The sequence below is a fragment of the Microbacterium sp. Root166 genome, from assembly GCF_001427145.1.
Lineage (GTDB): Bacteria > Actinomycetota > Actinomycetes > Actinomycetales > Microbacteriaceae > Microbacterium.
In genome coordinates, this window is record NZ_LMGL01000001.1 from 290,615 (window position 1) to 303,095 (window position 12,481).

General features: G+C 71.3%; 11 protein-coding genes. 5 read left to right on the forward strand and 6 right to left on the reverse strand.

Annotation, left to right across the window (positions count from 1 at the left end):
* Window positions 1-10: 10 nt before the first annotated feature.
* Both ASD56_RS01310 and tadA read right to left on the reverse strand, forming a co-directional pair.
* Window positions 11-730 carry a DUF2306 domain-containing protein gene (locus tag ASD56_RS01310; protein WP_055960365.1) on the reverse strand — a complete coding sequence of 240 codons (720 nt, stop codon included), beginning with the start codon at window positions 728-730 and terminating at the stop codon, window positions 11-13.
* A gap of 90 nt (window positions 731-820) precedes the next feature.
* Window positions 821-1,252, reverse strand: coding sequence for a tRNA adenosine(34) deaminase TadA (tadA, locus tag ASD56_RS01315; RefSeq protein WP_055963417.1), 432 nt, complete (start codon window positions 1,250-1,252; stop codon window positions 821-823).
* Window positions 1,253-1,319: 67 nt separating this feature from the next.
* On the opposite strand from tadA, the gene upp reads away from it, so the two are divergent.
* Window positions 1,320-1,952 carry a uracil phosphoribosyltransferase gene (gene upp / locus ASD56_RS01320; protein WP_055960367.1) on the forward strand — a complete coding sequence of 211 codons (633 nt, stop codon included), beginning with the start codon at window positions 1,320-1,322 and terminating at the stop codon, window positions 1,950-1,952.
* Between the two features lie 245 nt (window positions 1,953-2,197).
* Here the strand turns inward: upp and ASD56_RS01325 are convergent, their stop codons facing one another.
* On the reverse strand, window positions 2,198-2,518 hold the full coding sequence (locus ASD56_RS01325; protein ID WP_055960370.1) for a DUF3467 domain-containing protein: 321 nt from the start codon (window positions 2,516-2,518) through the stop codon (window positions 2,198-2,200).
* Between the two features lie 43 nt (window positions 2,519-2,561).
* Complete coding sequence (locus ASD56_RS01330) at window positions 2,562-6,116, reverse strand: TM0106 family RecB-like putative nuclease (protein ID WP_055960373.1); 3,555 nt, start codon at window positions 6,114-6,116, stop codon at window positions 2,562-2,564.
* Window positions 6,117-6,217: 101 nt separating this feature from the next.
* On the opposite strand from ASD56_RS01330, the gene ASD56_RS01335 reads away from it, so the two are divergent.
* Window positions 6,218-8,278 carry an NAD(+) synthase gene (locus tag ASD56_RS01335; RefSeq protein WP_055960376.1) on the forward strand — a complete coding sequence of 687 codons (2,061 nt, stop codon included), beginning with the start codon at window positions 6,218-6,220 and terminating at the stop codon, window positions 8,276-8,278.
* A gap of 99 nt (window positions 8,279-8,377) precedes the next feature.
* Here the strand turns inward: ASD56_RS01335 and ASD56_RS01340 are convergent, their stop codons facing one another.
* Window positions 8,378-8,956: a hypothetical protein gene (locus ASD56_RS01340; protein ID WP_055960379.1), complete on the reverse strand. Its 579-nt coding sequence runs from the start codon at window positions 8,954-8,956 to the stop codon at window positions 8,378-8,380.
* A gap of 160 nt (window positions 8,957-9,116) precedes the next feature.
* Here ASD56_RS01340 and ASD56_RS01345 point away from each other — a divergent pair, with 160 nt between their 5' ends.
* Together ASD56_RS01345 and ASD56_RS01350 are read left to right on the forward strand one after the other, a co-directional pair.
* Window positions 9,117-10,601, forward strand: coding sequence for a lipase maturation factor family protein (locus ASD56_RS01345; RefSeq protein WP_055960382.1), 1,485 nt, complete (start codon window positions 9,117-9,119; stop codon window positions 10,599-10,601).
* 66 nt (window positions 10,602-10,667) lie between these two features.
* A complete protein-coding gene (locus ASD56_RS01350; protein WP_055960385.1) occupies window positions 10,668-11,225 on the forward strand; it encodes a phosphorylase family protein in 558 nt (185 codons plus the stop codon).
* A gap of 4 nt (window positions 11,226-11,229) precedes the next feature.
* On the opposite strand, the gene ASD56_RS16310 is transcribed toward ASD56_RS01350, so the two are convergent.
* Window positions 11,230-11,406, reverse strand: a complete 177-nt coding sequence (locus ASD56_RS16310) for a hypothetical protein (RefSeq protein ID WP_055960387.1) — start codon at window positions 11,404-11,406, stop codon at window positions 11,230-11,232.
* An 84-nt stretch (window positions 11,407-11,490) separates the two neighbouring features.
* On the opposite strand from ASD56_RS16310, the gene ASD56_RS01360 reads away from it, so the two are divergent.
* The gene (locus tag ASD56_RS01360; protein WP_055960390.1) at window positions 11,491-12,459 is read left to right on the forward strand and encodes a hypothetical protein; all 969 of its coding nucleotides are present in this window, start codon (window positions 11,491-11,493) and stop codon (window positions 12,457-12,459) included.
* The last annotated feature ends 22 nt before the right edge of the window (window positions 12,460-12,481 follow it).

Consider the following 12,481-nt stretch of genomic DNA (forward strand, 5'->3'; position numbering starts at 1 on the left):
CCTTGCGCCCTCAGGTCCGCGCCGGCGGCAGCCGGTAGGACGGCAGGCCCCGGCGGCGGATGAGCCACTCTGCGAAGACGAGGTTGGGCAGCCAGGCGACGAACGGCACGGCAGCGTAGGCGTTGTCGAAGTCCGGCGTCTGGCCGACCAGCAGTGGGGCGAAGATCATCAGCGGCAGCCAGATCCGCAGCGTCACCGCCGAGTACGTCAGGGCATAGTTGCGGATCATCCACGCCTGGTGGCTCGCGACATCGCGCCGCCGGATCGCACGGTACGCCCGCCACCCCGTGACGAGCCACAGCACCGCGAGCGTGCTGAATCCGAAGAAGCCGACGAAGCCGGCGGTGCTCGTCGGAGCGATCACCAGGCCGCCGAGGCTGCCGACGGCGACGCCGAGCAGATAGATGCGTCCGATCCAGCGATGCACGCGCGGAGCACGGGTCCGCAGGCCGCGCCAGAACTGCAGGGCGCCAAGCGCGAGAGCCGTCGCGCCACCGGCGATGTGCAGATAGAGCGCCGCCAGCACGAACGCCGGCTTGCCGACGTAGTCCGCGGCAAGGCCGGGGGCCTCGGAGAGAGCCTCGAGCGACGCCGTGAAGTACGGCACGGCGGCATAGGCGACGATGGCCAGCGCGGTGAGCAGGACGAACGTCCAGCCGATGCGCGGTGCGACGCGGCCGGTGGGCGTGGTCACCGGGGCGGTGCGGACGGGTTCGATGAGGCGAGTCACGCCTGTCACGGTAGGGCTGGCCCGGACACCGCGGGCAGGGGGCAGGCCCCCGCATGCCAGGGGGCAGACCCCCTGAACTCGGGGCGCGCTTCAGCGCCTCGCGTCGAAGAAATCCCGCAGGAGAGCGGATGCCTCGGCCTCGCGCAGTCCGCCGACGACCTCGGCCCGGTACGGCAGCCGCCGGTCGCGCACGACGTCGTAGACCGAGCCGGCCGCGCCGGCCTTGTCGTCCCACGCGCCGAAGACGAGCCGCGACACCCGCGACTGCAGGACGGCTCCCGCGCACATGACACAGGGTTCGAGGGTGACCACGAGGGTGCAGCCCTCCAAGTTCCAGGAGGCGAGGGATGCCGCCGCCTCGCGCAGCGCGACGACCTCGGCGTGCGCGGTCGGGTCGTGCGTGATCTCGCGCCGGTTCGCACCTTCGCCGATGATCCGTCCGGCGGCATCGACGACGACAGCGCCGACCGGGACGTCGCCGGCGAGCGCGGCGGCTTTCGCGAGGGCCAGCGCGCGCTCCATGGCGTCGAGGTCGGCCGGCGCTGAGGTCACAGCACGAGCGTACGACCCCACGCACTACCCTGGGCGTATGCGCCTGCACGTCGCCGATCATCCCCTCATCACCCACAAGCTCACGGTGCTGCGCGACAAGCGCACCTCGTCGCCGGTGTTCCGCCAGCTGACCGAGGAGCTCGTGACCCTTCTGGCCTACGAGGCGACGCGCAACGTGCGCGTCTCGCCGATCGAGATCGAGACGCCGGTCACGACGACCACGGGCGTCAAGATCAGCGAGCCGCGACCCCTCGTCGTCCCGATCCTGCGTGCCGGTCTGGGCATGCTCGAAGGCATGGTGAAGCTGGTCCCGACCGCCGAGGTCGGCTTCCTGGGCATGGTCCGCAACGAAGAGACGCTCGAGCCCTCGACCTACGCCGAGCGCCTGCCCGACGACCTCAGCGACCGCCAGTGCTTCGTGCTGGACCCGATGCTCGCCACCGGCGGCTCGCTCGGCGCGGCGATCGAGTTCCTCTTCGCCCGCGGCGCGCAGGACGTCACCGCCATCTGCCTGCTCGGCGCTCCCGAGGGGGTCGCCGCGCTCGAGAAGCAGGTCGACGGCCGCGACGTCACCCTGGTGCTGGGCGCCATGGACGAGCGGCTGAACGAGAAGGGCTACATCGTCCCCGGTCTCGGCGACGCCGGCGATCGGCTCTACGGCACGGTCTGATCCCGCGCACGCAGGGTCACGCGACACTCGTCTGTGCGAAATGGTCTCTCCCGCGCCCGCGGAGATCGCACTCGCACAGATGAACCCGCGCACGGCAAGGCCTGCCGCAGACGTGACGGTGCGGCATCCGCCCCTCGCCGAACGAATGCCGCACCCGCGTCTATCCGACGCCTCGCCAGGCTACGGTGACGCGTGAACCCTACGTACGGGGTTGACATGCCGCTCCACGGCGTCTAGTCCGACCGTCAGGTGTCGAGCAGCGGCCCTTGGGGGTTGCGGCGGCCGGTCTCCTGCTCCCAGAACTCGAGCTGCTGAGTGAGCGCCTTGGCCAGCTCGAACACCTGCTCGGGGGGAATCCGGATGCGGCTGACCACGCGTGCCGGGACGACGGTGTGGTGCTCGCCCGTCTCGGGATCGACCTGATCGCGCGGCGGCTGCGCCAGCGTGAGGAAGTCCATCACGAACACCGTCGGCGTATGCCACACGTTCGCGAAGTCGGCGTAGTTGCCTGCGATGTGCTCGGGAGGCAGGTCGATCTCGAACTTCCGGGGCGCCTCGTCGGCCATGGATTCCTCCTGGGGTCGCTGTGTGCGCGAGTCTACGCGCGGCTCAGCCGCGGCCGACCAGGCGGGCGAACCCGCTCAGGCGCGCGACTCCCTCCGGCGTCCGCGGCAGGTCGTCGAGCAGCGCGGGCGAGTGCACCAGGTAGGCGGTGTGCTTGGCGCGCGAGATCGCGACGTTGAGCCGGTTGCGCAGCAGCAGGAACTCAAGCCCCCTCGGGGCGTCGCGTCCCGACGACGCCGCCAGCGACACGATGGCGACCGCCGCCTCCTGACCCTGGAACTTGTCGACCGTCCCGGCGGGCACGTCGGGGAACCCGGCGGCGGCGAGTGCCTCCTCGACCGCGACCTGCTGGGCGTTGTACGGCGTCACGACGATGATGTCGCTCTGCTCCAACGCGCGCGGGGCGACCGGCGTGGTCACGCCGTCATCCTCGATCCGGATGTCGGACCACGAGCGTCCGATGACGTCGCGCACGATCTCGACGACGGCCGCCGCCTCTTCGCGGGACTGCGTCGCGTTACCCCGGTGACGAAGCGGAACCGGCCGCACGCCCGCCTCGACGCCGTCGAGTGCGCGCAGGGCCGTCGACGGGTGCGCGGCGAGCTCGCCGCGGTACGACAGCTTCGACACCGGTTCGGCGACGGCGGGGTGCATGCGCCAGGTGCGCGCCAGGAAGTAGCCGTACTCGGGGGGGACGACGTCGGCGCCGTCCATCACCCAGCCGAGCGCCGACGTGTCGACGGGTTCGGGGTGGGTGCCCTGACTCACCTGCGGCAGCTGCTGCGGGTCACCGAGCAGAAGCAGGCGCGGCGCCGCCAGCGAGACCGCGATCGTCGAGGCGAGCGAGAACTGCCCTGCCTCGTCGATGACGAGCAGGTCGAGGCTGCCGCGCGGGATGCGGCCCTCGTGGCTGAAGTCCCAGGCGGTGCCGCCGAACACGAACCCGGACTCCGCGTGCTGGGCGGCGAACTCGGCGACGCCGTTCTTGCGCAGCGGCGTGAAGCAGTACGTCTCGCGCTCGGTCTTGGGCGCTTTGCCGACGAGCTCTTTCGCCACGCCGGCGGCGACGATGCGCTCGAGCATGTTCTCGACCACGGCGTGCGACTGCGCCACCACGCCGACCTTGAAGCCGCGCTCGCGCACGAGCCGGGCGATGACGTGCGACCCGACGTAGGTCTTGCCCGTGCCGGGAGGACCCTGAACGGCGAGATAGCTCCGGTCGAGGTCCTGGACGGCGCGCACGATCGCGTCGACGTCGTCACCCGTGGAGGCGGGCAGGGCGCCGGTGAGCGTGCGAGGGGGCAGGCGTCGCAGGATGTCGGTCGCCGGGTCGGCGGGCAGGGGCGGCGCCGCGTCGATGACGGCATCCGCCCACGCATTGATCGCGGACTGCTGGTTGCCGGCTGACGGCGGCGCGGCCGGCGTGATCGCGAGCGGCAGCGGCGACCAGGTCACGCCGTCGACGGCGGTCTCTTCGATGAGCACTCCGTCGTCGAGGACCTCGAGCACCGTCACCGACCGGGCGGAGTGGATCCACCGCGGCGAGGCCTCGGACGGGTACGGCGCGGGCAGCTCGTAGAGGACGAAGGGGTTCGTGCCCACGCTGAAGCGCGTGCCCGGTGCCAGCTCGCCCCGGAGCTCGATCGTGCGTCGCTCACCGCCCCGGCCGCTCTCGAGGAAGTGCCAGTCCTCGACCACGCGGGAGCGGGTCGGGTCGACCACGGCGACGTCGCGCGTCTCTTCCCACAGCGGCACGGGCTCGCGCAGGCGGAGGAAGTGCGTAGCCCAGAACGATTTGGACTCGCGCGGGTAGTAGTCGATCGCCGCCGCACCCAGCCGAAGCGCCTGCGACTCGCTCGAGTCGGCCCCGTGCTCGCCGGCCAGCCGCTCGAGGGCGAGCGCCCGGGGCGACGGCTCGTAGGCGCGCTCGTCCGGTTCGGGGTTGGGAGACGGCAGCAGCTGAGCGGCGCGCGCGCGATCAACGAGCCAATCGCGCAGGCGCCGCGTCGACACGCAGTCGTAGCGGTTGTAGTCCGCGAGATCGTCCAGGATCGCGCGGGACCCGGCGTCGTCACCATCGGCGCCGAGCGCACGGGCTTCGACGTAGCGGACGATGGAGTCGTCCCCCTTCTGCACATCGCTCGTGCGCACCTCGTCGCCCATGTAGAGCGGCTCGAGCTTCTTGATCGAGTAGGACCGCGACCCGACCCGCAGCGCGCGGCGCACGATCGGGTAGAGGTCGACGAAGACGCCGTCGCGCAGCAGCCGGTCGACATCGGTCTCGCGCACGCCGTGACGAGCGGCCATCGCCAGCAGGTGCGTGGGCTCGTAGGGGGCGTAGTGGTAGATGTGCATGCCCGGATGCTGCTGGCGGCGCAGGTTGACGATGTCGACGAACGTCTCGAGCGCCCGCTTCTCGTCCGCGAACGAGTGCGCCCACAGCGCGGTGTACTGCTCGCGCTCGTCGACCCAGCCGAACAGATAGTCGATGCCCCACTGCACCGGCTCGCCCTCGCGCCCGGGCGGCTGCGGCTCGGTGTGCAGCGGGTCGCCCTCGAAGTCGAAGAACAGGTCGCCGTGGTCAGGACGGGGAAGCGCCCCCAGCGCGGTCGGCGCGACGACTTCGAAGGTGGGCACCGGCGGCAGGCTGCCATTGGACGACGGCGTCGACGTGAGCGGCGGAGTGCCGGCGGGGCTCTGCAGCTGCAGCCGTGCCTGCGTGCGCAGCATGCCGAACGTGTCGGGGTTCATGCCGGCCGGCCCGGTCGGCGCGACCGCGAGGTCTTCGATCGTGCCGAACCCGGCGGCGCGCAGGCGATCGCGCTGCACCGGCCGCATGCCGGCCACGAGCAGCAGATCGCGCGAGGCCACGACCTCGCTGTCGCACGTGGCGCAGCGTCCGCACGCCACGACGTCGAGGTCGCCGCGCGGGTCGCCCCAGGCGATGGGCGCACCGTCGACGCCGAGATCGATGCGCCGATCGGCGATGAGCGCAGCGAGGCGCTCGCGACGGAGGGCGAACACCGGCATGAGGTCGTCGACCTCGTGCACGCTCGTCGAGCCGTCGCCGAGCAGAAGCTCGACCCGGTCGGCGCGTGCGACGCCGAGGCGGTCGAGCTGATCGACGTACGCCGCCAGCTGCATCAGCGCCGTCACCCGCGCGTGGCGCGCGAGCTTGGTGTCCTGCACGATCCAGCGGCCCTGGTCATCGCGCACCAGGAAGTCGGCGAAGCCGACGAAGTCGCTCGTCGAGAAGGCCGCCTGATAGACGACGTCGGCATCCGAGGCGAGCGCCGCGTTGGTGAGCGCGACCGCTTCGGCCAGGGCCGCGGCATCCGAAGAGCGCGTCTCGGGGATCTCGACGACCCCGCTGCCGAACCGCTCGACGTACTCGGCGAGCACCCGGAGCTCGTGCGCCGTGCCCAGCCGCCCGGCGCGCTTGAGCGTCTCGTCCTCGGGCTCTTCGATCGCCACGATGCGCCCGAGCTTGGCGTCGATGGAACGCACCCACGCGAACTCGCACTCCGCCGCCGCCTTGAGGTCGCTCGCGCTCCATACGACCCGGCCTTCGCCGCCGCCGTCTCCCGGGATGTACCGCATGCCACCGCCTTTCCCCACGACCCTAGCCGCGTGGACCGACAGCACCGTCGCTGTGGAGGGCAATCGCACCGCGGCGGGGAGCCTCCTGCCAGACTGGGGGCATGAGCACGAGCCTCCCCTTCGAGAGCGCGTACCGGCACGGGTTCGCGCGGGTCGCGGCCTGCACGATCCCGCTGACGATCGCGGATCCGGCCGCCAACGCCGACGCGGTCCTGGCCACCGCGCGCGAGTGCGACGCCGAGTCCGTCGCGGTCGCGGTCTTCCCGGAGCTGTGCCTGACCGGGTACTCGCTCGAGGATCTCGTGATGCAGGATGCCGTGCTCGACGCCGTCGAAGGAGCCATCGCGCGACTGGTCGAGGCATCCGAGGATCTCTTCCCGATGCTCGTGGTCGGTGCGCCGCTGCGTCATCGCAACCGCCTCTACAACTGCGCTGTGATCATCCACCGCGGCGAGCTGCTCGGCGTCGCCCCCAAGTCGTACCTGCCGACGTACCGCGAGTTCTACGAGCGCCGCTGGTACGCCCCGGGCGACGACCAGGCCGGTGAGTACGTCCGGGTCGGCGAGCTCGAGGCGCCGTTCGGTCCCGACCTGCTCTTCGAGGCGATCGACGTGCCCGGCCTCGTGGTGCACGCGGAGGTGTGCGAGGACGTCTGGGTGCCGATCCCCCCGTCGGCCGGTGCCGCGCTGGCCGGGGCGACCGTGCTGCTCAACCTCAGCGGCAGCCCCATCACGATCGCCCGCGCCGAGGACCGCAAGGACCTGTGCAAGTCGCAGTCGCTGCGCTGCCTGGCCGCCTACGCCTACGCAGCGGCGGGCATGGGCGAGTCCACGAACGACGTGTCGTGGGACGGTCAGACCATGATCTACGAGGGCGGCAACCTGCTCGCCGAGACCGAGCGCTTCCCCGACGGACCGCGCCGGTCGGTCGCCGACGTCGACCTCGACCGCCTGCGGCAGGACCGCCTCCGGCAGGGCACGTTCGACGACAATCGCCGCACCTACGACCCGCAGTTCCGCGTCGTGCACTTCGAGCTCGACCCGCCCGCGACGGACGTCGGGCTGCGGCGCGCCCTCGACCGGTTCCCGTTCGTCCCCGACGACCCCGCACGGCTCGCGCAGGACTGCTACGAGGCGTTCAACATCCAGGTCTCGGGCCTGGTCCAGCGCATGCAGTCCATCGGCGCGCCGAAGCCCGTCATCGGCGTGAGCGGCGGCCTCGACTCCACGCACGCGCTGCTCGTGGTCGCGCGGGCGATGGACCGCATGGGACGCCCGCGCAGCGACATCCTGGCGTACACGATGCCGGGGTTCGCTACGAGCGACCACACCAAGTCGAACGCGATCGCCCTCGCGGAGTCGGTCGGCGCCTCGATCGAGACCATCGACATCCGGCCCGCCGCGACCGAGATCCTCGAGGGCATCAAGCATCCGTTCGCGGGCGGCGAGCCGGTGTACGACGTGACCTTCGAGAACGTGCAGGCCGGCATCCGGACGGACTTCCTCTTCCGCCTCGCGAACCAGCACGGCGGCATGGTGATCGGCACGTCCGATCTCTCGGAGCTCGCCCTCGGCTGGGCGACCTACGGCGTCGGCGACCATATGAGCCACTACGCCGTCAACGCCGGCGTGCCCAAGACCCTGATCCAGCACGTCATCCGCTGGGTGATCGCGCACCGAGAGGGCGTCGACGACGCCGAGGCCGCGGTGCTGCAGTCCGTGCTCGACACCGAGATCTCTCCCGAGCTGGTGCCGGCCGGGCAGGACGGCAAGATGCAGTCCACCGAGGACCGCATCGGACCGTACGCGCTGCACGACTTCGCGCTGTACCACGTGCTGCGATTCGGCTTCCGTCCGTCGAAGATCGCGTATCTGGCGTCGCAGGCGTGGGGCGACAAGGATGCCGGAGCCTGGCCTCCCGGCTTCCCCGCCGAGGACCGCTTCGCGTACGACCTCGCCGCCGTGGCCAAGTGGCTGCAGGTGTTCCTGCGGCGCTACTTCGCGTTCGCGCAGTTCAAGCGCTCGGCGATCCCCAACGGGCCCAAGGTCTCACCCGCGGGGTCGCTGTCGCCGCGCGGCGACTGGCGCGCGCCGTCGGACGGCAACGCCAACGCCTGGATCGCAGAGCTCAAGGCCGCACTCCCCGAGCTCGTCGAGGAATGATCGAGCGGATGCCGCGGCTGATGGGCCCACACCCCGGAGGCTCCGCGCAGCGCGTAGCGATGCGTGGAGAAGGGTGGGGAGCATCCGGATCATCCGGCGTCAGACCGGCGCGGCCCCGTAGGCGAGCGTGATGATCCAGCTGTCGCGCGAGAGATCGGCGAGCTGGTAGTAGACGCGACGGTCCGGGATCCAGCCCTTGGTCAGCGGCGAGTCGAGGCGGACGTGGTCCGCAGCCACCCGGGCACCGCGCCCGTCGGCGTCGCGGACGGCTTGCACCCGCGTCCAGTGCGCGAGGCGCTTGCCGAGGTCGGCGTCTTCCAGCAGGTGCGAGTGACGCTGCATCTCGTGCAGGGTGGCGTCGTCGGGGTGCGCGTCCCGCAGGTCCAGCCCGAGCGGCACCGCGGGATCGGCGACGGCCACCACGGTCGCGGCCCGGAAGTTCGCGTTGCGGATGTGCAGCGGGACCTCCTTCCCCTCGACCTCGGCGATGAGATGGGTGTGGAAGCCGAAGTCGCGGGGCGCCTCCCGCTCGATCCGCACCGCCCGCTCGTCGACACCGAGCTGCGCGGCCACGATCTCCCGGGCGAGCGCGCGCTTGCGGTCGTGCTCGGGAAGCTTCGGGTCCCAGCCGAGCCGGACCGTGATCCCGGCAGGAGCGTCCAGCAGCACAGATTGCATGATCCACCTCTTCCCGCGGACCCTCCGCTCCTTCATCCTGGCCGCGCGTGCGCCGCGGCGGAAGAGACGCGCCGCGTTCCCCTGCGGCGCCGATTAGCCCCCGACCGGGCGCCGCGCAAGACCGTGGCGGCCCCCGATCGTCGCCGCGACCATGGAGGCCATGGACGGGTTCGCGGCGGTCGACTTCGGGTTCGCCCGAGAGGTCCTCCAACGCGGGATCGCCGCGCTGTACCTCGTCGCTTTCGTCTCGACGCTGAACCAGTTCCGGCCGCTCCTCGGCGAGCACGGACTCCTCCCCGCTCCGGAGCTGCTCCACTGGGCGCGCACGTCCCCGCGGGGCCGGCTGCTGCATCCGACCCTCTTCCGTCATGTCGAGTACACCGACCGGCGTCTGGCCGCCCTGTGCTGGGCCGGCATCGCCGTGGCGGCGGCGGTGGTCTGCGGCATCCCTCAGCTGTTCACGCCGTGGGCGCCGATGGCCTGCTTCCTGGCGCTCTGGCTCGGCTACATGTCGGTCGTCAGCATCGGCCAGACCTTCTACGGCTTCGGCTGGGAGATGCTGCTGCTCGAGGCCGGGTTCCTCGCCGCGTTCCTCGGCTCGGCCGCAGAGCCGCCGCCGACGGTGGTGATCGTGCTGCTGTGGTGGCTCGTGTTCCGGCTCGAGTTCGGCGCCGGCATGATCAAGATCCGCGGCGGCCGGGAGTGGCGCGACCTCACGGCGCTCACCTTCCACCACGAGACGCAGCCGATGCCCGGGCCGCTCAGCAGGCAGGCGCATCTGCTGCCCCGCTGGTTCCACAAGGGCGAGGTCCTCGGCAACCACTTCGCGCAGCTCGTCGTGCCGTGGTTCCTGTTCGCGCCGCTGCTCGGACTGTGGGTGCCCGGGCCGGTTCCCGCGAGCATCGGAGCCGTCGCCGCCGGCATCGTCATCGCGACCCAGCTCTGGCTCATCGTCACCGGCAACTTCGCGTGGCTCAACTGGGCCACTGTCGTCCTGGCCTTCTCCGCCGTCGGGCTGCCCGGCATCGGCTCTCCCGTCGCGCCGCCGCGGCAGGATCCGCCGTGGACGATCGACGGGATGCCGCTGCCCTGGCTTCTCGTGACCTCGGCGGTCGGCGTGCTCTACCTCGTGCTGAGCTGGCCAGCGGTGCGCAATCTGTTCGCGCGCCGGCAGCTCATGAACGCGAGCTTCAACCGCTGGCAGCTGGCGAACGCGTACGGCGCCTTCGGAACCGTGACGAAGGAGCGGATCGAGATCGTCGTCGAGGGCACCACCGACGTGGACCCGGACGGCGCCACCTGGCAGGAGTACGAATTCAAGGGCAAGCCCGGCGACGTGCGGCGGATCCCCCGGCAGTTCGCGCCGTACCACCTGCGGCTGGACTGGCTCATGTGGTTCCTGCCGCTGGGGCGGTCGCTCGAGGACTGGTTCACGATGTTCCTGCTGCGACTGCTGGAAGCGGATGCCGCGACCCTGCGCCTGCTCGCCGCGGATCCGTTCTCCGGCGAGCGGCCACGCTGGGTGCGGGCGGTGTCGTACCGCTACCGCTTCGCCACCCGCGAGGAGCTGAAGGCGGACGGCGTGCGGTGGGTGCGCGACCGGCGGCGTCCGGTGATGGGACCGGTGTCGCTTCGCGGGCGGTGAGCCGCGGCATCCGAGCCGTGAGCCTTCGCCGGGGCAACGCCCAGGCGACCCGGCGACAATGGAACGGTGAAGCTTCTCGTCGCCGCCCTCGATGCCGAACTCGTCGCGTTCCCCGCCGACCTCCCCGGGTTCGACCGGCTCGTCACCGGCCCCGGCAAGCTGCAGGCCACCTATGCGCTGACCCGCGCGCTCGATGCCGCCGAGTACGACGAGATCGTCGTGGTCGGCACCGCGGGCGCGATCGACGCCCGGCTCGACGCCGACGTCTACGAGATCGGCGCCGCGATCCAGCACGACGTGACCGACATCGACGGGATCGTCGGCCAGCACGTCTCGCTGCCCCCGCGCATGGCCGTGACTGACGGCGGCGTGACGATCGCCACCGGCGACCACTTCGTCGACGACTCCGAGGCGGTCGAGGTCATCCGTCCGCTCGGCGCGGGCCTGGTCGACATGGAGACCTACGCCTACGTCTGGGTCGCGGAGCGCTTCGGAGTGCCGATCCGGGTGCTCAAGGCCGTCTCGGACCGCGCGCAGGACGACGCGATCACCGACTGGCGAGCCGCCGTCGCCGCGTGCAGCGAGCAGCTGCGCGCCCGCATCCGCGCCGACTACGGCGTCTGAGCCGTCACCGCTCGCGCGCGAACACGCTTCGCAGGACGAAGAACACGATCGCGGCGACCACGAGGACGACCACGAGCTTGCCGATGAACCACAGCAGCGAGAACAGGATGTTCACGAGGAACCAGGCGATGAGGATCGCCACGACGACTCCGACGATGGTCCAGACCGTGTTCCTGTTCACGGGAACAGCCTAGATAGTCTGGAGTGCCGCGAGGAGCACGTTCCCGTTCTCGCATCCCCCGACTTCTCGCAGCAAGGATTCCGCATGTCCGATCCCACCTCCCCCACGCCTCCTCAGCCCGGCGAGCCCGAGCGCACCGACTCCAGCGCTCCGGTCTCCCCCGATGCCCAGCCCACCGAGGCGTACGACGCACCCGCGGCCCAGCCCACCGCGGCCTACCCGCCGTCGGACTTCCAGCCCACGGAGGCATACCCGCCGGCCGCCCAGGGTGCCTACGGGCAGCCCGGCGCGGCGCCCTACGGCCAGCCCGGCGCGCCTGCGACGGCGTACGCCGACCCGGCCTTCGCACAGGCGCCCGCCGGCGCGACGCCTCCCGGCTCGCCCGATCAGCGTCCGCGTACGCTCGGCTGGATCTCGCTGGCCCTCGCCGTCGGCGGTCTCGCGCTGGTCGGCGCCGCGTACATCCCGCTGCTGTGGGTCTCGGTGATCCTGGCCGTCATCGGCGGCCTGCTGCTGCTGGTCGCGCTCGTGCTGGGCATCGTCACCCTCGCCAGCAAGAAGCAGGGCGGCAAGGGCCTCGGCCTGGGCGCCGTGATCGTCGCGGTGCTCGGCGGCCTGGCCTGGATCGGCGCCATCTCGCTCGCGCTGCTGTTCGTCGGGCTGGATGCCGCGGCGAACAACTCCGCCGCACCCGAGAGCACGCCCTCGTCCTCCGCAGAGGCGACGCCCGATGCCGATGAGGACGACGCCGAGGAAGAGGCCGAGGAGCCCTCGGGCGCCTACGACGAGGCCGCGTATCTCGCCGAGGTCCGTCCCGGGCTCACCGCCATCCTGCAGGAGGTCGACCCGTCGATCACCGAGGAGATGCTCGGGCAGATCTACACCGACGAGATGCTGATCGAGCTGGGCACGACTCTTCTCTCCGCAGACGAGGCCACGCGCGAGATCATCATCAGCTCGCTCGCCTCCAGCGCCGAAGGGCTGTTCACCGAGGAGCAGGCACAGCGGTTCTTCGACGTGATCCTCGTCGCCGCCGAAGCGCACCTCCAGTAGCAGCGATTCCCCCGATGGCGGC

Bases quoted from the DNA above. Each gene is read 5' to 3' on its own strand.
- ASD56_RS01325 (WP_055960370.1), bottom strand. From the start codon at position 2,518: ATGGCCGACGAGGCGCCCCGGAAGTTCGAGATCGACCTGCCTCCCGAG.
- ASD56_RS01330 (WP_055960373.1), bottom strand. From the start codon at position 6,116: ATGCGGTACATCCCGGGAGACGGCGGCGGCGAAGGCCGGGTCGTATGG.
- ASD56_RS01345 (WP_055960382.1), top strand. From the start codon at position 9,117: ATGGACGGGTTCGCGGCGGTCGACTTCGGGTTCGCCCGAGAGGTCCTC.
- ASD56_RS01360 (WP_055960390.1), top strand. From the start codon at position 11,491: ATGTCCGATCCCACCTCCCCCACGCCTCCTCAGCCCGGCGAGCCCGAG.
- tadA (WP_055963417.1), bottom strand. From the start codon at position 1,252: ATGGAGCGCGCGCTGGCCCTCGCGAAAGCCGCCGCGCTCGCCGGCGAC.
- ASD56_RS01335 (WP_055960376.1), top strand. From the start codon at position 6,218: ATGAGCACGAGCCTCCCCTTCGAGAGCGCGTACCGGCACGGGTTCGCG.
- upp (WP_055960367.1), top strand. From the start codon at position 1,320: ATGCGCCTGCACGTCGCCGATCATCCCCTCATCACCCACAAGCTCACG.
- ASD56_RS01340 (WP_055960379.1), bottom strand. From the start codon at position 8,956: ATGCAATCTGTGCTGCTGGACGCTCCTGCCGGGATCACGGTCCGGCTC.